A 19096-nucleotide genomic window follows, 5' to 3' on the forward strand; every position below is an offset into this window, starting at 1 on the left:
GGTTGGTTAAAAAGCCGCATTCGAAAACTCCTTCCCCATGACGATGGCTTGCGGGCTGCCATCGAGTCAATCCTCAAGCAAGCAGTGTCCTAACCTAAGTGGCTTTAGCTATAAATCACAGCATCGTCGGTATAGCCTGAGAGAAACAGCACTTTGCAGTGAGAATGGGTGCGGATCACCTCCGACGCAAATAGGGTGCCATCCTAGCGGCGAAACTGCCGTTCTTGCTGGTAGTCAACTCCACTTTGGATGGCCTTTAAGGCGGCTACGATGGTTTGCACTCCCAAGTCAGCAGCGTGCAACCTCGCAAATTCCTCGCGGCTGTAACCAAACATCTTGTAGTCGGCGGGGTTGGCATCGAGGTAATAGCTCTCGGCGTGGCCAGTACGGTGCCGAGCTGAGCGTAGTCAAACAGGGTGCGGTAACGGGCTTCGCAGGCCTGCAATTGCTGGGCCATAGACTGCATAAATAAGGGGGTGCGTCATCGAGAAAACGCCCTTGAAGATAAGTTGTGCAAGACCTTGGTCAGCCTACCGACAACTCCGATCTTAACTGCTTGCATTACAGTCAAAACGAGGGTAACTGTAGGTACTCCGTGACCTTACATTCTCAGGAGTAGGCTCATAGGGGCACCTCGGCGATGTCTGCGATCGCCGGCAAGGTCATTACCCCCTCCTGACCAAAGCGCTCCGACCACCGCTGGCAGCGCACCGCAAAGGGACACTGAGCACAGTAGCCCAAGGCCGGGTCGACCTTGGGCAGATTGTTCTCAGTGGCCAGTAAGGCGGTCAGGGTGTCGGTCAATCGTCGCAGGTCGGCCTCGGTGCGACGGTGCTGGGCGTCAGTGTAGGCAATGGTGATACTGCTGGGCGGCTTAGACCGCTCCTGAGCCGTCGGAGGGGCGACAAACCAGTAGGTCATCGTCACCTGCTCTGGGGCCAAGTGGCTGGTTTCGACCAGCAGATAGAAGTATAGGCGAGTCTGCCAATCTTGGGCTAGCTGGGCCAGCTGGGGCGGGTTTTGGTAGGTCTTCCAATCGACAATTTGGCCGTTGGTCGGCCCCATCACCAGCAGGTCATAAATGGCGGTTAGCCCATAGCCGTTAAAGGCCAGGGTGCGACGGTGCTCGCTTTGGCGAAAGCCATCGACCTGGGGCAAAAATAGCTCTGGCGCAGCGGCCAGTAAGCTATGTACCGCCGCCTCTAGGGCAGCGTCTTCTTTTAACAAGTCATCGACAGGCAGACCCAGATCTCGCTGCTGCATCACCCGGTGAAACTCAGTGCCCCACCGCTGCCGCTCTGCCATAGCAGGATCCATGGGTGCCGTGTGGTGCTCCAGGTAGGTGTATTGGTAGCGCCGGGGGCAGATCTCCAGCAGGCGTAAATGGCCCTGGGTAAGGGAGAGCATAGGGAAAGGGGTGCAGGGTTCAAGGTTTAGGGTTCAAGGCTTTATTTCAAACCTTGTACCTTAAACCTTAAACCCTGCACCCCTCCTCCAACAGTCCTCTATGGCGTTGCTCTAAACAGTCGCCAGTAGCTTGTCGATGTTTTTGGCGGTTTCAAAGAAGTAGGCAGCGTTCTCTTCAGGAGTGCCGGGCAAAATGCCGTGGCCCAGGTTGAGAATGTGGCCGCGATTGCCTGCTTTCTTGATGGTATCGAGGATGCGATCGCGAATCAGATCCTGGGAACCAAACAAAATCGCCGGGTCGATATTGCCCTGCACGCCAATGCTGGGACCGAGGCGGCGGCGGGCCTCGGCCATGTCCATCGTCCAGTCCACGCTGACGATGTCGACCCCCGACTCGCCCATCAGGTCAAACACACCGGCGCTACCGCTGATGTAGAGAATCAGGGGGGTGTCGGGGTGGGTCTGCTTCACCTGTTGCACCACCCGCTGTTGGTAGGGCAGGGCAAAGGTGCGGTAGTCCATGGGGCTGAGCTGCCCGGCCCAGGAGTCAAACAGTTGCACCACCTGAGCGCCGCAGTCGATCTGGTAGCGCACGTAGGTGGCGATATTGTCGGCCAGCTTGCCCAGCAGGGTGTGCAGCATGGCGGGCTCGCTAAAGGCCATGCCCTTGATGTTGGTGTAGCTCTTAGAGGTCTTGCCCTCCACTGCGTAGGCCGCCAAAGTCCAGGGAGACCCCACAAAGCCCAGTACGGCAGCGTCGTTGCCGACTTCCTGGCGCAGGGTTTGCAGAATGGTGCGAATGTAGGGCAGCGCCGTTTCAGGATCTAGCTCATGCACCGCGTCGATCTGAGCCTGGGTGCGAATGGGCGGGTCGATGATTGGCCCCTTGCTCTCAATGATGTCGAAGGGAATGCCCATGCCCGGCAGCGGCGTCAAAATGTCGGAGAACATGATCACCCCGTCGGGGCGAAAGGCGCGCCAGGGCTGAAGCGAGATCTCAATGGCCAGGTCGGCGTTCTCAGAGCGATCGCGAAAGGATGGATACTTGTCGCGCAGGTCGCGGTACACCTGCATGTAGCGACCCGCCTGACGCATCATCCATACCGGCGGGCGCTCCAGCACTTCGTGGCGGGCAGCGCGGAGCAACAAAGGTACCTGGTTCACTGCGGTCATGGAAGGCGTCACCAATTTACAAGAACAGCGTTACAAAACAGTTTTCAGCGTAACCGTTAGCTTATCACTCTGTGATGCTTCTAAATTCTTACGGGAAAAGGGGTTCAGCACTTTTTACCTCGCAACATTTGTACACAATTAGCCAGCTATTGAAGGGGATTCTTTACGGAGCAAATGCTCCTCAATACAAGCCCAGAAATGGAGCGCTTCGCCGTAGAATTAAAGACTGTGACTATTTGTCGAGACGCAGATTATCCCCATGGAAATTGTGAACTTTTTTGAAACCCTGGCCGGTAAGTGGTTTTCTCAGCGCACCATTCACAACCTGGCTAGTCAGAGTTCCCAAGCGGGGCAGTCTAATCTGCTGATTGAGTTTCTGCCTGCCACCGACGGCGATCTAGCCCAGGTCTGCACCACCCTCGGCCACGACCCTGGTCAAATCGCCTGTGGTCTGCGGATTCATCAAGACAGCCAGCTTGAGGGCGAAAGCCAAAAAATTCAAAGCAGTGCCCTGATGGTGATGATGACGCCCACCGATGCCGGGGATGGAGTACTGGTGCAGGCACCTACGTCGTCACCAGCGCTCCAAGGCAGCTATCGGGTTGAGGATGACGTGCTAACTATCATGACCCCCACCGACGCGGGGCAGATAGAAGAACGCCTGTGGTTTGCGAATCCCAACCTGCGCATGCGCACCAGCGTGCTCAAAATTGGGGATGACGTGCAAATAGCGTCGTTTTGCTCAGAAATTCGCATGGGCGTAGTCAAACCTGCCGCCTGAGCACTCTCTTCCAAAAATCCCCCGACGACAGCCGAGGGTTGACATTCCCTAATGTTGAGCACGGTTGAAACAGTGAGGCTACCCTGGCTAACGGGTGTAGAGTTGGCCCAAGAAACGCAGCTGCTCAGCGGGCAAAACCATTGCGGTAGTGCGGTAATGTCTCCAGGCAAAAAAACCTCTTATCGTCGCCCGGTCACTCAACTTGGCGGGTGAGAGCTATCCTCACTGCTCAGTGATAGTAACGCTTGGTCGCGGGCACCTCAACCAAAATTTGCGGTTAACCAAACGACGCTGAAGATGATTTAGATCAGGGGTTCTGGCAGGGGCGCTTGCTCCTCGGGGCCAACTGCAACGTTAGACGGCTGCTGTAAGCTAGTTTGAGCCTCGGGCAGCTTTTGCACGATGAGTTCGTTGCCGTCGCGGCCTAAAACGACTACAGTGTCGCCGAGTTCTAGCTTTGCTTCAGCGGACGCGGCGATCGCAGTCCAGTAGACTCCTTCAAACTTGACCTGGTATTTTCTGCCCTCCAGAAAGTCCCTAACTACAGCTGTTTTATCCGTCCAGGCTCCCTCTGGAAATGTCGGTTCATCAGCCGAGTCAGACGCCCACTGAATATCTTGGGGTGAATCAGCTTCGGGAAAGACATCTTCTATCATGTCGTCTGTCATGGCTCGAACTTTTTGTAGGATAAGGACTAGTCTCGACGGGTTCTAGAGTTTAGAACTCATCCTGGAGATAGATAACAGCTTCAGAGAGAGGGGCCGCTTGAGATAGATAGAATGTCACCATTAGAGCATGGGTGGTCGGGGTGGTTGGCAGAGGCACCGCTAAGTCGCTATGCTGCCCTGGAATGTGAGGACAAACAACGGCTATGGCAGGGTCTCAGATCGAACAGTGGCATGAGCCAGAACTCAAATCCGACCCGGAGGTGGAGAGCGCAGCCACAGCGGCGGCCATCACCTTGGCACCGTTGCCCGCGCCGCTGCCGCGCCCTCGGTGGCAGAGAAGATTGGCGATCGCCGCTGGGGCAGGAGCGCTTGGCGGCCTCGGCGGTCTGCTGTGGTGGTTCTTTTGGCGATCGCCACCCCATCCCTACGTGATGGATATTTCACCCTCCCAGAGTGAGTATGCGATCGCTCAGGGAGAAAGCCCACTCCTGAGCTGGCAGGTGAGCAACCCTCGCCAGGTGCAGACCATGCTGCTGCGCGGCTACGCCCCCGACGGCACCCTAGTATTTGGCCCTGAGACCTACGACCTGTCGGAGGGGCTGCCGGTTGGCCTGCTGCCCTACTGCGACCAGACCAGACGGCTGCTCACCTGTCGCGAAGTGCCCCTCGAACTGCGTGAGCCTGGCCAATACCGCTTTGAGCTGACTCTGCTGCCCGATATGGATCTGAACTTGGCCCCCATCGAGGCCGAGAGCAGTCTAGTCACCGTGGCCGACCTGCCCCAGCCCACCGTGGTCGAGCTTGCCCCCGACCAGGTGATTTATTCCGAAGCCGGTACCCAAGTTTCGGCCAACACGCCGACCCTGGCCCCGCCGGTCACCGATGCCGGCATTCGTGTCAGCTGGATTGTGACCAACCCCGCCAGTCTGCAAGACCTACTGCTGGTGGTCAAGCGGCCCGATGGCACGACCATAGGGGGACGGCGGTTTGCCCTGCGCAAACCAGATAGCCCAGCCCAGGTGTCTCTGCCCGAAGAACTTCAGCCCTTTTGCAAACTTGAAGACCGGCTGATTTGCCAGGGGGTACCCAGCGGCATGCTGGAGGTGGGGCAATACCAGTTTGAGCTCACCCCAGTACCGGCTAACCTGGGCGATCGCGAGCTACCGGCGGCTAAACAGAGCGAAGTAGTGAATATTCAGCCCCGCCCAGTGCGCATTGCCTCATTCACCATCAACGGGGGCGAGGCCCAGCCCAAATATTTAGTGCCGGTAGAACCGGGTCAGCAAATACCTGGCTTCCAGGTGGCCTGGCGGGTAGAAGGTGGCTCAACGGCCAAAGTTGAACTGCTGCCTTCACCGGGGACGGTGGGCCTCCAGGGGGCGCTGTCGATGCCCCTCAGCCCATCGGGCACTACCACCGTGACCTTGCGGGTTACCGATGGTCAAAATCCGCCCCTAGTGCGGGCCGTTACCTTCGAGACCTTTAACCCTCGACCCAATCAGCCCGTCATTATTAATCAGGGCGGCGGTACCGCCAGCGGCAGTGGTCAAACGGCACCAGCAACTGGTCAAACGGCACCAGCGGCTCGTCCGACGACCCCGCCGGCAACTCGACCCCGCGACCCCCTAGGCGAAGGCCTCCGCGGCCAGGAGTCAACTCCTGGCAGCAATCTCCCCGATCTGCAAAACCGTCCGCCGGAGGAGTTAGACCTCAAGTTTTAAGACAGCATCAACCGTTGGCGGAGGGCTATGGCAAGTTCTAGTTCTGACCGGGTAGACCACAGCCCAGCGCTGCGATCACTGATGGCCCAGGCAAATATTGCCAGCTACCGTGCCCTCAGCCAGACCAGCGGCGTGCCCCGCTCGGCGATCAATAGCCTGCGCCAGGGACAGGTCAGGCGGCTGCGGGTAGATGTGCTGCAAGGCCTCGGCCAAGCTCTGGGACTGTCGTTAGAGGCTTTGGTAGACAGGTTTAGCTTGCCCAGTAAGCCTCAGTCAAGAGAGGGCTTTGGGACTGAGGCGATGGAGCAAATTAAAGCTCTGCGGCAGGAGTGCGATCGCCTCCAAACCCAGCTCGCCACCCAGTCCGAAACCGTGCGCCAGCAGGTGCAGCAGGAGGCGATTGCCCAGCTAGAGCCCTGGCTGGTGCAGTGGCCCACCGCCGCCCACGCCGCCCAGCAAAAGGCCGATCTTCCCGCCCAAAAACTGCTTCCCCTGGTGCGACCCGTAGAAACCCTCGTACAGAGCTGGGGGGTCACCCCCATAGAAATGGTTGGGGCCGAAGTGTCCTATGATCCGCAAATTCATCAACCCAAGGCAGGCATTTTGTCGCCAGGACAGCCAGTGAGGGTCAGCCATGTGGGATATCGGCAGGGCGATCGCCTGCTGTATCGGGCCAAAGTTGCGCAGATCCAGGCCTAGACGCCATTGTCCTCAACTTGGTGCCAGCTCAAGAAAAACTTTTACCCTAGCTATAAATACCCAACAAAGTTTCAGTTTTTTTTCGACTTCCTAAGGAATTTGGGCCTCAGCATGGGAATCTTATGCATGGGTACGTCATAACCGGGCAAGCCCACTGCATCCTTAACTATACAGAACCCCACTTTCTAGCTGAACTCCCTATATTTGAAAAGCTCCCCGCCTAGGCGGGGAGCTTTTCGTTAGGCCAAGCAATTTTGGAATGGCGATTTTGGATTTCCCTCCTCATTCCCTCGCCTAACCCATCCACCCATCCACTCCCCTACCCGCCTACTCCTCCCGCTCTGGCTTCAGCAACGGGAAAGCGATCACATCGCGAATGCTGGGACTATCGGTGAGCAGCATCACCAGGCGATCGATGCCAATGCCCTCACCACAGGTTGGGGGCATACCGTGCTCTAGGGCCGTGAGGAAGTCTTCGTCTACCCCCGTAGCTTCCAGATCGCCCGCCGCCTTGCGCGCCGCCTGCAGCTCAAAGCGCTGCCGCTGGTCGATGGGGTCAGTCAACTCCGAAAAGCCGTTGGCGGTCTCTCGGCCCACCACAAATAGCTCAAATCGTTCCACCACCCCAGGCCGACTGCGGTGGGGCTTCGACAGGGGCGAAATCTCGATCGGGTGGTCAATCAAAAACGTGGGCTGAATTAGGGTTTCTTCAATTTTTTGCTCAAAGACTTCATTCAGCAGTTTGCCGATTGAGTCGCAGTCTCCGACACCGTGCAGCTTGAGATCCTTAACGGCTGCCTGGGCGGCTTCAAGCGTGGTGAACTGGCGAAAATCTAGCCCGGTGTGCTCCTGCACCAGGTCATGCATCGTCACCCGCTTCCAGGGTGGGGTCAGGTCAATGTCTACGCCTTGGTAGGTAATCTTGAGCGTGCCTAGAATGTCTTTAGCGAGAGTAGCGATCAGGTCTTCCGTCAGATTCATCAGATCGTGGTAATCGGCATAGGCCTGGTAAAACTCTACGCTAGTGAACTCAGGGTTGTGGCGGGTCGACACGCCCTCGTTGCGAAAGATGCGGCCAATCTCAAACACCCGCTCAAAGCCGCCCACCACCAGTCGCTTCAAATGCAACTCGGTAGCGATGCGCAGGTAGAGATCCATCTCCAGCGTGTTGTGGTAGGTAATGAAGGGGCGCGCTTCGGCCCCCCCGGCCTCGCTTTGCAGCACCGGGGTTTCAATCTCTAAAAAGCCTCGGTCTTCCAAGTAACGACGAATGCCGGAGGTAATCAGCGCCCGCTTGCGAAAGGTGTCGCGCACGGTGGGGTTGACGATCAAATCAACGTAGCGCTGGCGGTAGCGCTTGGCCACATCCGTCAGGCCATGCCACTTATCGGGCAGAGGCAGCAGCGCCTTGGTGAGTATGGCGTATTCCTGCACTTTAACCGAGAGTTCGCCCTTCTCGGTGCGCTTGATGGTGCCGCGCACGCCGAGAATGTCGCCCACATCGGTGAGTTGCTTCAGGTGTTCAAAGGCCTGCTCATCCGCTGCGCTCATGTTCTCTTGAATCGTGGCTTTTTCAAGGTAGAGCTGAATGATGCCGCTCTCGTCTTGCAGAGTAAAGAAGGCCAGCTTACCAAACACCCGCCGCGCCAAAATTCTCCCGGCGAGGGAAACTGGAGCATCCACCTCGGCCCCAGCTTCTAAATCGGTATATTTGGCCTGTAGATCGGCGGTATGGTCAGTGACATCCCACCGATAGGCAAAGGGGTTTTGACCCAGCTGCTTGAGGTCGTCTACCTTTTGCAGGCGAGCTGCACGAATTTCTTCAAGGCTAGAAGCACTTTGGCCAGAGCGGTTAGAATCAGACGACATAGCTAGGGGCAGGTAATGGCAAAACGTCACAAGCCCCCATTATAGGGAACCCTGGCCCCCGCACCGCCAAGAGCGGCAATCCTTTAAAGCAGTTAAGCCTGACCGCTAGCCCCTCTCCAAACGGGAGGGAGCCAGCGGTCAGGCTTAAGTTAAATCTGACAATAGCAGCCTAGAAGTAGGCGTAGGACGATGCCGTGGCGGCGGCGATCGCAACCAACCCCTGCCGCAAAAACGACAGCAGCAAAAAGGCCAGAATGGGCGAGAGGTCAATGCCGCCCAGGGGAGGAATGACTGAGCGAAACAGGTTGAGGTAAGGGTCGGTCAGCTGGCTCAGCACCGAGAAGGGCGGGCTAAACCAATCCACATTGGGAAACCAGCTCAGAAGAATGCGTACGATCAGCAGGATCGTATAGATCGATAAAAACGTGGTGAGGGTTTGTACCAATATGTCCATTTGAGAACCTCGGCAGTAATCGTTATCAACAATACACGGAGCGTCTAAGTCTGTCAGTTAGTGTAACGGTTTGCTTCGTCTAGCACGAGACGAAGCCGGTAGATTTGCTTAAGAGTCTATGCGGGAGGAGCTTTCCCAAGGGTGCTCAGAGTGGCCGTTGATGCCGCCGAGCTGCTGCCGCACGTCATCGATCGCATCGTTGAGCTGAGCAATTTTGTCTTCTAAGCCGAGGCGGGCGGCTTCAATGCTCTCCTCGTCTGGATCGTCAAATTCGCCAAAGGCCAGGCTGCCGCTGGTTTTGGGTAACGCAGACTTAACTTTGCCCCCCGACTGCTGAATGCGCGTGGCCGCCAGCGCACCCACCACGCCGCCCAGAGCGCCACCCACCAGGGTGCCGAGCAAAAATCCACCGACGAAATTGTCTTGCTGACTCATAGGTCGTTAATCCATCTCACCCAAAGAACCTAAACCCAAACAACCGAAGCCTACAATACTCTAATTGTGACAAAGCAACCGGCCAACTGCACAGTACAAAGCCAGCGATCGCCCCCAATCCCGCTTTCATTCTGACGGATTTTAGGCGGCAATTGGGCTAGGTGCCAAAGGTGCGATCGCCCGCATCTCCCAGCCCCGGCACAATAAACCCGTGCTCGTTCACTTCTTCGTCAATCATGGCGGTGTAGATAGTCACCGCAGGGTAGGCCGCCGCCAGTTTTTGCAGGGCCGGAGGTGCCGCCACAATTGAAATGATTCGCACCACCGCTGGGTCAATGCCCCGCTGAGTCAGCTCATCCATCATCGCCATGATGGTGCCGCCCGTAGCCAGCATCGGCTCGCTGATAATCACCCGCGTGGTGGGGTCGAGCTGAGCCGGCAACTTGTTGAGGTAGCAGCTAGCCTCTAGGGTTTCTTCGTTGCGCACAAAGCCCACGTGGTAAACCGAGGCCAGGGGCAAGAGCGCCTGAATGCCGGGCATCAGCGCCAGCCCCGCCCGCAAAATCGGCACGATCATCGTCGGCACCGCAGGATTAATAAAGGTAGCCGGGGCCGGGCCGAGGGGCGTATTCACCGTCGTATCCATCGTTGGAATCCAATCGCGGATGGCCTCGTAGGTGAGCCAGCGGCCCAGTTCTTCCATCGCCGAGCGAAACAGCGGCCCCGGCGTATCAGCATCGCGGGCTACCCCCAACCAGTGCTTAACCAAAGGATGCGGCGGAACATAAATACGCAGTTGAAAGGATGACATAGCCCAGCTACCACCAAAATCTGCCACATCATACCCCGGAGTCCCCCAGAGACGCGATTCCTCGCCAACCTGAACCCGAGGCCGCCTAAACCATCACTCCCTACCCCTCACCCCCTACCCATCCGCTCCCCACCCCCACATCTACGGCTCTCCTCCTACGGTCTATTCGGTGTAAAAACCCCGTTTTTACAAGGGTAAGCCACACCTGTACTCACCCTTTGTTTTTGTCAAGATAGTGATGTCAGCTAAAGGAGATAGCAATGGCAAAGCAACTTTTTGGTAAGCCCTTTATGAACTGGTACCGTCAGTTGTTACGCAACTCCAAATATCGTTGGGTTGTGCTGTTTGGCACCCTGGTTTATCTGGTGAGCCCCATTGATATTGCTCCTGATGTTTTCCCAGTTTTAGGCTGGCTTGATGACGGCCTCATCGCCACGATAGCCGTTACCGAAATCACCCAAATCCTGCTCGATCGCAGGCGCAATCTGCGCCAGGTCGATGAGACCATCGCAATGACAGAATCCATAGACACCAGTGAAACAGTCATTGATGTAGATGCTGTTGCTGTTCGCTAAACCCGTTTTAGGTTCAGTGTTGAAGCGCTGCCGGTGAGAAAACACCGCCGCCAAGCTGAACTCCATTCAACAGTCTTTCAACCCCATTTTCAATTAGGAGCAATCCCCATGACCAACCCCGTACAAGACCGCGTTAAGACCGAGTGGGAAAAAGCCCAAAAAGAAGGTGGTCAGCGCGCCAGCCGCATCCGTGAAATCGTCAAAGCTGCCGCTGCCGAAGCCCTGGCCGAACTCAGAGAAGGCTCCAGCGAAATCGAAACCCAGGGCCGCAAAACCCTGGCAGAAATGATTGAGCAACTCCGGGCCAACGAAGCGGCCGACGCGGTAGCGGCCGAAGCAGTTGCCGATGCGGTGGTCGAGGCCGTTCAAGCTGAAGCGATTAACGCTGAGGCTACCGAAACCGGCGGCCCTGCCCCTACCTGGGCGCAAATCTTTGCTGACCTGCGCTATCTGGCCGACGATCGAAAAGTCGGCTGGGCTCAGCAGCTTCTGTCTGGCCTACAGACCCAGATCGATCGCTTCGATGCCAAAATGGCCACGGAATATAGCGATCGCTATGACTCTGTGCGACCCCTAGTACGCGGCTTTCGCTCCTTAGTAGCGCTGGCCTACAGCAAACTGGGCCAGCCGGCTGCGCCCACTACGCCCACTCCCGTTCGCATCGTTGTGCTGGATGATGTCGAAACCTCAGCGAATGACTCGACGAACGTCTAGTTTGGGTTGATTGTGTGTTGGAACTCTAGGTAAAACTCAAAGCGCCCCCTTACGTAACATCGTCGGGGCGCTTTTTTTATCGAGAATGCGGTTCTGATACTAGGGGCACTAAAAACGGTAACAAAGTAAGGCGGTTACGTTGCGCTGTGCAAACCTGTGCAACGTTTCCTGGCGTTGCGTGCCCCAGCGGCTGGCTGGCTTGATAGAACAGTGAAACCCATGGGTTTGGTGACTAGATCTAGGCCAACCCAATGGCGGTACTCCTCTTTGGCGAGTGTTTACCTATGGTTAGCTCTCCTCTCGCCCAGCCTTTTCAACGAGCCCAGTCGGGGAGTAGCCTGTCTGCCGCTGACCCGCAACTGGCTCTGGCCGTGGCCGACGATGGTTTTTTGCGATCGCTGCTCACCGAGAGTTTGCCTGCGATCGCCCACCCCCACGAAATTGGCGCTGTCACCGTTGAAGTTGGCGTTCCCCTGACCAGTAGCCAAGGCCGCATAGATGCTGTGCTCACCTTCGAACACATCAACTGCGTGCTGGCCGGCTCCTACCCCGATGCGCCACCGCTGCCAGATGTTCACAACCATCGAGAATACCAGGCGATCACCCCCTGCCACTCTGACCTCGCCACCCTGGCGCAAAATGTTTCTCTGACTGAGGCGGAGGCACTGCTGGCGCGATCGGGTTTTGACGCCGACGAGGTGCAGCACATTCTCAACTTGCCCTCTCAGGGGTGGCACAAGTCGTGGTGGTACAGCCTCGCCCCGGATGGGTTTCTCACCGTGCCCTTTCAGCGCCACATTCGCAGCCGCTGCTACGCCGACGGCACCGTCACCCTGCAATTTAAAGACCACTATGCTCAGCAGCGCCCCGAGGGCTTTCGCAGCCAGTCCCAAAAGCTACCGGTGGTGGTGCATTTGCCCCAGGCCAGCTTTTGCGACAACCTGGCCACCATCAACCTCAGCCGCCAGTCACTCGCAACTCCCCAGGCGATTCTGATTGCCGACGACCTATCGGAGCTCGAAGTTGAGGGCTATATTCGCCAAAACGTGAGCCTCTACCGCCAGCGGAGTTTGGAATATCTGCTCAACGCCAACTGTCGTTCCTGTGGCCAGGCCAAGTGCCCGCTTCAGGGGGTAGATTCGTCGCCCGTGTTGGCCTGTAGGTCATTCCGCCCCGTAGACGCAGGAATGTAAATTTGCCCTGGAGGATGCAATATCACAGGCATCTTGCTAGAGGTAGCGTGACGTTGGATCTGTCCCCAGCTTAGGGTTGCGGCCCCGCCTGCTAGCAGCAGGCCAAACAATGCCAAAGAGACTTTGTCTTCTGTCGCCCCCATAAGACCATCGACAGCGCCTACGGTGAGCGCTGTAGCTAGCCACGGTTGTTTTCTAAAAAGCGCCTTAATGGGTCGGTCTCCTAGATCTAGCAGGTTTAATGACGGTGAGGTGGCCTCTGGAGATCCCCCTGCCCCCAAAAAAGGGTACCGGGTGAAACTTTATACGACAAAGACCTGGGGAAATCTGTCTCAGATATAAACTAGCGTTCCCAAAGATAGGGAAATAGCCGACCTAGCGCAGGCCAAGCCAGGTGACGATCGCCTGCCCAGTGGCCATCTCAAACAGCACCAGCCCCACAAACCCAAGCATGGCAGCACGTCCATTCAGCCGCTCGGCATAGTCGTTAAAGCCCGCCTTAGAGCGCTCGATGGTGGGGGTAACGGTGGGGTCGAGGTTGGCCATGGGTTTAGGGTGGGTCGATTGCTTTCCTAGCCTACCCTATGGGTTGATCGTTGTGGTAATGGGGTGTGACGGTGCAGCAGTAGTGGTTCGGGCCCTTACCCAGGCATAGTCAACCGCATTGGGTTAGTAGACCTCGCTCCTGCCAACACCCCAATTCCTGACCGCCGCGCCCCTTACAATAGAAACTCAAATCCTCGACCCCAAGAAACCGTGGCAGCAACCTCCTCCCAGGCCAAAAAGCCCACTCTAATGCTGGTAGACGGCCATTCCTTGGCCTTTCGCTCTTACTTCGCCTTTGCGAAAAATGCCGACGGCGGGTTGCGCACCTCCACCGGCATTCCCACCAGCGTGTGCTACGGCTTCTTAAAGTCGCTGCTCGACATGATGGAAGTGGAAAAGCCTGAGTATGCCGCCGTCGCCTTTGACCTCGACCAGCCTACCTTTCGCCACACCGCCGACAGCACCTACAAAGATGGTCGCCCTGAAGCCCCTGAGGGCTTTGGTGAAGACGTGCGGAATCTCAAAGAACTGCTCACTGACTTTGGCCTCAACATTTACGTCGCCCCCGGCTTTGAGGCCGACGACGTGATTGGCACCCTGGCGACCAAGGCTCTGGGGGAGGGGTTTTGCGTCAAAATTCTCAGCGGAGACCAGGATCTGTTTCAGCTGATTGACCCCGACGAGTGCATTACCGTATTGCACCTGGGCAACGCCTTTGCCAAGGGGCCGAAGACGGGCATGGCGCAGGAGTTCAAGATTGAGGATGTTAAGGCAAAGCTGGATATTTTTCCCCATCAGGTGGTGGATTACAAAGCGCTGTGTGGCGATTCGTCAGACAACATCCCTGGCGTTAAGGGCATTGGGGCCAAGACTGCCGCTAAGCTGCTAGCCGAGTATGGCGACCTTGATGCCATCTACGCTGACATTGACAACGTTAAAGGGGCGACCCAAAAGAAGCTAATCGAGGGCAAAGAGTCGGCTTACCATTCGCGTTATATGGCGAAGATCGTTACCGATGTAGATTTGCCTATCGACCTAGCCACCTGCAAGCTGGATGGCTTTGACCCCGATGTGGTAATTCCGGCGCTCAAAAAGCTGGAGTTTCAAAATTTTGTCAACCGGCTGGGCAAGCTGCAAATTGCCTTTGGGGGCGCAGCGGCAGAAGAAACAGCGGCAAAAGCCAGCCAGGCGCTGAGTGAGGGTTCTAGCACTAGCAGCAAAGAACCCAGTCGCTCCAGCCGCTTTCAGGATACTGGCGGCGCGGATGTGGCCTTCTTTACGGCGGAGGAGACCGACAGTGCCCAGGGAGTGGATGAGGTGGCGATCGCCCCTCAGATCATCACCACCGAGGCCCAGCTCTACGAGCTGCTAGATATTCTTTCTGCCCAAAAAGACCCTCAAACCCCTGTTTCCTGGGACACCGAGACAACATCGCTGGAGCCAAGGGATGCTGCGCTGGTGGGCATCGGCTGCTGCTGGGGCACCGGGCGCGATGAGATGGCTTACATTCCTGTGGGCCACAGCGAGGGGGAAACCTTGCCATTGGAAACGGTACTAGAGGCGCTGCGCCCAGTGCTTGAAAGCGATGAGTTTCCCAAGGCGCTGCAAAATGCCAAGTACGATCGCCTCGTCCTTCGCCACCAGGGAATTCAGCTGGCGGGGGTAGTGTTTGACACCATGCTGGCCAGCTACGTGCTCAACCCTGAGACCAGCCACAACCTGACGGATCTGAGCCTGCGCTACCTCAACCTATCTGCCCAGAGCTATGAGGATTTGGTGCCCAAGGGCAAGACCATTGCCGATATGGCGATCGCCGATGTGGCCAACTACTGCGGCGCCGACGTTCACACCACCTATTTGCTGGTACCCAAGCTCCAGGCTGAGTTAGATGAAGTTCCCGATCTCAAAACCCTGTTTGCCGAGGTTGAGCTTCCCCTAGAGCCGGTGCTGGCGGAGATGGAATGTACGGGCATTCGCGTTGACCCCGACTATCTGGCCACTTTCTCAAAGCAGCTCGAAACTGACCTGGCCCGTTTAGAAAAATCCGCCTACGAAGCTGCTGGGGAAACCTTTAACATGGGGTCTCCTAAACAGCTAAGCACGCTGTTTTTTGAGAAGCTAAAGCTCGATAAGCGCAAGTCGCGCAAAAACAAGTCGGGCGGCTACTCCACTGATGCGCCAACTCTGGAGAAACTCCAGGGCGACCATGCCGTGGTGGATTTGGTGGTGGAGCACCGCACCCTCTCCAAGCTGAAATCCACCTATGTGGATGCCCTGCCCACCCTGATTCGTCCCGAAACCCACCGGGTGCACACTGACTTTAACCAAGCGGTGACGGCTACTGGGCGGCTGTCATCGTCGAACCCCAACCTGCAAAACATCCCCATTCGCACCGCCTTTAGCCGCAAGATTCGGGCAGCGTTCATTCCTGAAAACGGCTGGCAACTGGTGGCGGCAGACTACTCGCAGATTGAGCTGCGCATTTTGGCTCACCTCAGCGGTGAACCCGTGCTGGTGGAGGCTTACAAAAACAACGACGACGTACACGGCCTCACTGCCAGGCTGCTGTTCGAGAAAGACGACATCACAGCGGAAGAGCGGCGGGCGGGCAAGGTGATCAACTTTGGTGTTATTTATGGCATGGGGGCCTCTCGCTTCGCCCGTGAGGCTGGGGTCAACCGCGCCGATGCTAAGACCTTTATCGATCGCTATTACGAGCGCTACCCCAAGGTGTTTGAGTACCTGCTACAAATGCAGAGAGAGGCGATCGCCCACGGCTATGTGCAGACTATCTGCGGGCGGCGGCGGTATTTCAACTTTACGGATGGGAAATTGCGATCGCTGCGCGGCACCGATCCCGCCTCTATAGATCTAGATTCCCTGCGCTCTAACGGCTTCGATGCCGGTTCCCTTAGGGCAGCGGCCAACGCCCCTATTCAGGGCAGCAGCGCCGACATCATCAAAATTGCCATGATTCACCTGCACGAGCTGCTAAAGGATTATCAGGCCAACCTGCTCCTCCAGGTCCACGACGAACTGGTCTTTGAGGTGCCCCCCGACGAGTGGGAAGAACTCCAGCCGAAAATTACCGCCGTGATGGAATCTGCCGTGGAGCTAAAGGTGCCCCTCAAGGTTGAAGCCCATGCCGGGTCAAACTGGATGGAAGCCAAGTAACAACAGCCCGGCAAACCACTTTTGAGCAAGGACATCCCGATGGATTCGACTCGGTATACCCGTGGGCAAGAGGCGCTGGCCAGAATTCATGGCCACATTGGCGAAGGTGTGATGAATGCACTGGGTGACATCGCCCCAGATTTTGCGCGATTTATCATTGAGTTTCCCTACGGCGACATTTATTCCCGCGAGGGGCTGTCGCCCAAGGAGCGACAAATCGCCACGATCGCATCCCTAGTCACCCTTGGCAATGCACCCACTGAGCTGAGGGCCCATATTCAGGGATCTTTGAATGTGGGCTGCACCCGAGACGAAATCGTTGAAATCATCATGCAAATGGCGGTTTACGCTGGCTTCCCCGCTGCGGTCAATGCACTGTTAATCGCCAAAGACGTTTTTTCAGAGCTGGACCTAAACCAACAGGTTTAAAGAGTAATTCAGTAATGTAGATGACTGGGTGAGCGTTTAACTGGGCCACGCCTGCACCCAGTAGCAGCTAATCGCTAAATTTGCCGAGTTTGAGCCAATATTGTCGTTTCAGCTTTGCAAATGGCACAGGTTTTAGTTGTTACCGGTAGCAGTCGGGGTATTGGCGCTGCCACAGCCCGTCTCGCCGCCGAGCGAGGGTATGCAGTATGCGTCAACTATCTCCACAATTCAGCAGCGGCCTATGGGGTGGTTGATGTGATCGATCGGGCGGGCGGACGGGCGATCGCCGTCGCTGCGGACATTTCCCTAGAAGACGAGGTTTTGCGCCTCTTTCAAACGGTAGATGAGCAGCTGGGCACGCTGACGGCCCTCGTCAACAACGCCGGAATTTTGGAGCAGCAGCGGCGCGTAGACGAACTTGATGCTGCCCGGCTCAACCGCGTTTTTGCCGCCAACGTTACCGGCAGCTTTCTCTGCGCGCGTGAAGCTGTAAAGCGCATGTCAACGAAGTATGGCGGGGTGGGTGGGGCGATCGTCAACGTGTCGTCGGTGGCGGCGCGACTGGGGTCACCGGGGGAATATGTGGACTACGCCGCGTCTAAGGGGGCGATCGACAGCTTAACCATTGGCCTCGCTAAAGAAGTGGCCGCCGAAGGCATTCGCGTCAATGCGGTGCGCCCCGGCTTTATCTATACCGCCATCCACGCCAGCGGCGGCGAGCCCGATCGCGTTGAGCGGGTAAAGTCGGCTGTGCCCATGCAGCGGGGCGGGCAGGCGGTGGAAGTGGCCCAGGCGATTCTGTGGCTGCTGTCGGCGGAGGCCTCCTATACCACCGGGTCATTTATCGATATAGCGGGCGGCAAGTGAGCCGAAAATCTCTTCAAATTCCCGCCATGGGAACCTGAGTTTGAGATAGACAATCTGAACGCCCAAGGTTGCCGCTTGGATGGGCAAGCCCGAACGTTCGAACCTGCCAACCTTTCGACTTGCGACCCAGCTATCCAACCAGCAAACTTGCCCTAATCCCCCGCACAAAAGTCGGATGGATAGGGTAAGTTTAGGCCTGTGGTTTGGCCTTCCTCGGTTATGGGTTTTAAACGTTTTTTTACCGGACTTTGCCTGGGCGTAGTGCTCAGCGTATGCCTTTCTTGCTCCCAGCGGGCGCTGCTCTCTGAGCCCAATGCCCCAGCCGACCCGGCCCCTGAGGCTGAGGCAGTATCTCCCACTGAGGCACGCGAGGGTGCAGTGACAGATGTGACTCTAGCTCCGCCAGAGCTATCTGCCGAAGCCCAGGCGATCGTGGCCAGCGTCGATGGAGGGCTAGCTAACCCGCCTCGCAAAGATGTGCGACTGGTAGCGATTAGCGATCTCAATAGCGCTTACGGCTCGACCGACTACGACCCTGAGGTGGATAAGGCGATCGCCCTACTGCCTTTTTGGCAACCTGACCTGGTAGTATGCGGCGGCGACATGGTAGCGGGGCAAAGCCCATCACTGACACCCGATCAAATTCGGGCCATGTGGCAGGCGTTTGACGACCACGTGGCGGCCCCCCTGCGCCAACAATCCGTGCCCTTTGGCTTTACCATCGGCAACCACGATGCCTCTAGCGCCAGGGGACCAAACAACCAATTTCTGTTTCAGCAAGAGCGCGACCTAGCCACGGCCTACTGGACGGCCGCCGAGCATAGCCCTGGGGTTAACTTTATCGATCGCACCGATTTTCCTTTCTATTACACCTTTGAGCAGCAGGGAATTTTCTTTATGGCCTGGGATGGCTCGTCGAGCCGCCTGCCTGAGGAAAAGCTGGCCTGGGTGGAGCAAGCTCTAGCCAGCGATGCGGCCCAGCAGGCCAAGGCCCGCATTTTGCTCAGCCACCTGCCCCTCTACGGCATATCGGTGGGGCGCGACAAACCGGGCGAAGTGCTCGACAATGCCGATCAGCTGCGGGCCATGCTAGAGCGCTACAACGTGCACACCTACATCAGCGGTCACCAGCACGCCTACTATCCTGGCCACCGGGGCAATCTCCAGCTGTTGCACACTGGCCTTTTGGGGTCTGGGCCGCGCGCCCTGATCGACAGCAGTCTGCCGCCCAGAAAGGTGTTAACAGTAATCGACGTTGACTTTGCCGACCCGGAGCTGACCACCTACACCAGCTACGACATGCAAACCCTGCGCACCATTGAGTATGCAGAACTGCCTCGGTTTTTAGCGGGCCACAACGGCATTGTGCTGCGGCGGGATGTCAGCTACGACGAGCTGGCCCCCGACGAAAAATCCTTTTGTGAGCAGCGGTTGGGCCAGGGACTTTGCACTGGGCAATTGCCCTTCCCTAGGCCCAAAACCTACGCTACCTAGCCACTGTTTAGCCCCAGAGGGGTTGGGCTGGGCAACGGCATTTTTTGTGCTAGTCTGATAAAAATTACGGACAACTATGCCCGAAT

The 19096-nt window shown here is 57.1% G+C and carries 18 protein-coding genes; 10 read left to right on the top strand and 8 right to left on the bottom strand.

From position 1 onward, the window contains the following. Nucleotides 1-621: 621 nt before the first annotated feature. Both H6F57_RS10740 and hemE read right to left on the bottom strand, forming a co-directional pair. The gene (locus H6F57_RS10740) at nt 622-1407 is read right to left on the bottom strand and encodes a PD-(D/E)XK nuclease family protein (protein WP_190630749.1); all 786 of its coding nucleotides are present in this window, start codon (nt 1405-1407) and stop codon (nt 622-624) included. Nucleotides 1408-1518: 111 nt separating this feature from the next. Beyond that, nucleotides 1519-2580, bottom strand: a complete 1062-nt coding sequence (gene hemE / locus H6F57_RS10745; protein ID WP_190630750.1) for a uroporphyrinogen decarboxylase — start codon at nt 2578-2580, stop codon at nt 1519-1521. A 259-nt stretch (nt 2581-2839) separates the two neighbouring features. Between hemE and H6F57_RS10750 the strand changes: the two genes are divergently transcribed. Further along, complete coding sequence (locus tag H6F57_RS10750) at nt 2840-3361, top strand: phycobiliprotein lyase (protein WP_190630752.1); 522 nt, start codon at nt 2840-2842, stop codon at nt 3359-3361. 302 nt (nt 3362-3663) lie between these two features. Here the strand turns inward: H6F57_RS10750 and H6F57_RS10755 are convergent, their stop codons facing one another. Beyond that, nucleotides 3664-4029: an NfeD family protein gene (locus H6F57_RS10755; RefSeq protein WP_190630754.1), complete on the bottom strand. Its 366-nt coding sequence runs from the start codon at nt 4027-4029 to the stop codon at nt 3664-3666. A gap of 203 nt (nt 4030-4232) precedes the next feature. Between H6F57_RS10755 and H6F57_RS10760 the strand changes: the two genes are divergently transcribed. Both H6F57_RS10760 and H6F57_RS10765 read left to right on the top strand, forming a co-directional pair. Next, nucleotides 4233-5750, top strand: coding sequence for a hypothetical protein (locus H6F57_RS10760; protein WP_190630756.1), 1518 nt, complete (start codon nt 4233-4235; stop codon nt 5748-5750). A gap of 27 nt (nt 5751-5777) precedes the next feature. Next, a complete protein-coding gene (locus tag H6F57_RS10765) occupies nt 5778-6449 on the top strand; it encodes a helix-turn-helix domain-containing protein (RefSeq protein WP_190630757.1) in 672 nt (223 codons plus the stop codon). Nucleotides 6450-6776: 327 nt separating this feature from the next. Here H6F57_RS10765 and lysS read toward each other — a convergent pair whose 3' ends face one another. The 4 genes from lysS to upp all read right to left on the bottom strand — a co-directional run bounded on the left by lysS (nt 6777) and on the right by upp (nt 10018). Continuing rightward, entirely contained in the window at nt 6777-8318 is a 1542-nt protein-coding gene (gene lysS, locus H6F57_RS10770) for a lysine--tRNA ligase (protein ID WP_190630759.1), read from the bottom strand. 169 nt (nt 8319-8487) lie between these two features. Continuing rightward, complete coding sequence (locus tag H6F57_RS10775; RefSeq protein ID WP_190630761.1) at nt 8488-8772, bottom strand: YggT family protein; 285 nt, start codon at nt 8770-8772, stop codon at nt 8488-8490. A 108-nt stretch (nt 8773-8880) separates the two neighbouring features. Next, nucleotides 8881-9207, bottom strand: coding sequence for a hypothetical protein (locus H6F57_RS10780; protein WP_190630763.1), 327 nt, complete (start codon nt 9205-9207; stop codon nt 8881-8883). A 157-nt stretch (nt 9208-9364) separates the two neighbouring features. Next, nucleotides 9365-10018 (bottom strand): uracil phosphoribosyltransferase, encoded by a 654-nt coding sequence (gene upp / locus H6F57_RS10785; protein WP_190630765.1) that lies wholly within the window; start codon nt 10016-10018, stop codon nt 9365-9367. A gap of 260 nt (nt 10019-10278) precedes the next feature. Between upp and H6F57_RS10790 the strand changes: the two genes are divergently transcribed. The 3 genes from H6F57_RS10790 (at nt 10279) to H6F57_RS10800 (ending at nt 12500) form a co-directional block, all read left to right on the top strand. After that, entirely contained in the window at nt 10279-10593 is a 315-nt protein-coding gene (locus H6F57_RS10790; protein ID WP_190630766.1) for a YkvA family protein, read from the top strand. 108 nt (nt 10594-10701) lie between these two features. Next, on the top strand, nt 10702-11307 hold the full coding sequence (locus tag H6F57_RS10795) for a hypothetical protein (RefSeq protein ID WP_190630768.1): 606 nt from the start codon (nt 10702-10704) through the stop codon (nt 11305-11307). Nucleotides 11308-11591: 284 nt separating this feature from the next. Then, the gene (locus H6F57_RS10800) at nt 11592-12500 is read left to right on the top strand and encodes a hypothetical protein (RefSeq protein ID WP_190630770.1); all 909 of its coding nucleotides are present in this window, start codon (nt 11592-11594) and stop codon (nt 12498-12500) included. 375 nt (nt 12501-12875) lie between these two features. Here the strand turns inward: H6F57_RS10800 and H6F57_RS10805 are convergent, their stop codons facing one another. Further along, nucleotides 12876-13046 (bottom strand): chlorophyll a/b-binding protein, encoded by a 171-nt coding sequence (locus H6F57_RS10805; protein WP_190630772.1) that lies wholly within the window; start codon nt 13044-13046, stop codon nt 12876-12878. A gap of 249 nt (nt 13047-13295) precedes the next feature. On the opposite strand from H6F57_RS10805, the gene polA reads away from it, so the two are divergent. The 4 genes from polA to H6F57_RS10825 all read left to right on the top strand — a co-directional run bounded on the left by polA (nt 13296) and on the right by H6F57_RS10825 (nt 19010). Further along, a complete protein-coding gene (polA, locus tag H6F57_RS10810) occupies nt 13296-16220 on the top strand; it encodes a DNA polymerase I (RefSeq protein WP_199289962.1) in 2925 nt (974 codons plus the stop codon). 39 nt (nt 16221-16259) lie between these two features. Then, nucleotides 16260-16649 carry a carboxymuconolactone decarboxylase family protein gene (locus H6F57_RS10815; protein WP_190630776.1) on the top strand — a complete coding sequence of 130 codons (390 nt, stop codon included), beginning with the start codon at nt 16260-16262 and terminating at the stop codon, nt 16647-16649. A gap of 120 nt (nt 16650-16769) precedes the next feature. After that, the gene (locus tag H6F57_RS10820) at nt 16770-17516 is read left to right on the top strand and encodes an SDR family oxidoreductase (protein WP_190630778.1); all 747 of its coding nucleotides are present in this window, start codon (nt 16770-16772) and stop codon (nt 17514-17516) included. Nucleotides 17517-17735: 219 nt separating this feature from the next. Continuing rightward, complete coding sequence (locus H6F57_RS10825) at nt 17736-19010, top strand: metallophosphoesterase (RefSeq protein WP_190630779.1); 1275 nt, start codon at nt 17736-17738, stop codon at nt 19008-19010. The last annotated feature ends 86 nt before the right edge of the window (nt 19011-19096 follow it).

Origin of the sequence: Leptolyngbya sp. FACHB-60 (assembly GCF_014695775.1) — a bacterium.
In the GTDB taxonomy this organism is placed as follows: domain Bacteria; phylum Cyanobacteriota; class Cyanobacteriia; order Phormidesmidales; family Phormidesmidaceae; genus Nodosilinea.

What these genes read in the sequence shown, in the direction of transcription:
- H6F57_RS10740 (WP_190630749.1), bottom strand. Translation starts at nt 1,407, where the DNA reads ATGCTCTCCCTTACCCAGGGCCATTTACGCCTGCTGGAGATCTGCCCC.
- hemE (WP_190630750.1), bottom strand. Translation starts at nt 2,580, where the DNA reads ATGACCGCAGTGAACCAGGTACCTTTGTTGCTCCGCGCTGCCCGCCAC.
- H6F57_RS10750 (WP_190630752.1), top strand. Translation starts at nt 2,840, where the DNA reads ATGGAAATTGTGAACTTTTTTGAAACCCTGGCCGGTAAGTGGTTTTCT.
- H6F57_RS10755 (WP_190630754.1), bottom strand. Translation starts at nt 4,029, where the DNA reads ATGACAGACGACATGATAGAAGATGTCTTTCCCGAAGCTGATTCACCC.
- H6F57_RS10760 (WP_190630756.1), top strand. Translation starts at nt 4,233, where the DNA reads ATGGCAGGGTCTCAGATCGAACAGTGGCATGAGCCAGAACTCAAATCC.
- H6F57_RS10765 (WP_190630757.1), top strand. Translation starts at nt 5,778, where the DNA reads ATGGCAAGTTCTAGTTCTGACCGGGTAGACCACAGCCCAGCGCTGCGA.
- lysS (WP_190630759.1), bottom strand. Translation starts at nt 8,318, where the DNA reads ATGTCGTCTGATTCTAACCGCTCTGGCCAAAGTGCTTCTAGCCTTGAA.
- H6F57_RS10775 (WP_190630761.1), bottom strand. Translation starts at nt 8,772, where the DNA reads ATGGACATATTGGTACAAACCCTCACCACGTTTTTATCGATCTATACG.
- H6F57_RS10780 (WP_190630763.1), bottom strand. Translation starts at nt 9,207, where the DNA reads ATGAGTCAGCAAGACAATTTCGTCGGTGGATTTTTGCTCGGCACCCTG.
- upp (WP_190630765.1), bottom strand. Translation starts at nt 10,018, where the DNA reads ATGTCATCCTTTCAACTGCGTATTTATGTTCCGCCGCATCCTTTGGTT.
- H6F57_RS10790 (WP_190630766.1), top strand. Translation starts at nt 10,279, where the DNA reads ATGGCAAAGCAACTTTTTGGTAAGCCCTTTATGAACTGGTACCGTCAG.
- H6F57_RS10795 (WP_190630768.1), top strand. Translation starts at nt 10,702, where the DNA reads ATGACCAACCCCGTACAAGACCGCGTTAAGACCGAGTGGGAAAAAGCC.
- H6F57_RS10800 (WP_190630770.1), top strand. Translation starts at nt 11,592, where the DNA reads ATGGTTAGCTCTCCTCTCGCCCAGCCTTTTCAACGAGCCCAGTCGGGG.
- H6F57_RS10805 (WP_190630772.1), bottom strand. Translation starts at nt 13,046, where the DNA reads ATGGCCAACCTCGACCCCACCGTTACCCCCACCATCGAGCGCTCTAAG.
- polA (WP_199289962.1), top strand. Translation starts at nt 13,296, where the DNA reads ATGCTGGTAGACGGCCATTCCTTGGCCTTTCGCTCTTACTTCGCCTTT.
- H6F57_RS10815 (WP_190630776.1), top strand. Translation starts at nt 16,260, where the DNA reads ATGGATTCGACTCGGTATACCCGTGGGCAAGAGGCGCTGGCCAGAATT.
- H6F57_RS10820 (WP_190630778.1), top strand. Translation starts at nt 16,770, where the DNA reads ATGGCACAGGTTTTAGTTGTTACCGGTAGCAGTCGGGGTATTGGCGCT.
- H6F57_RS10825 (WP_190630779.1), top strand. Translation starts at nt 17,736, where the DNA reads ATGGGTTTTAAACGTTTTTTTACCGGACTTTGCCTGGGCGTAGTGCTC.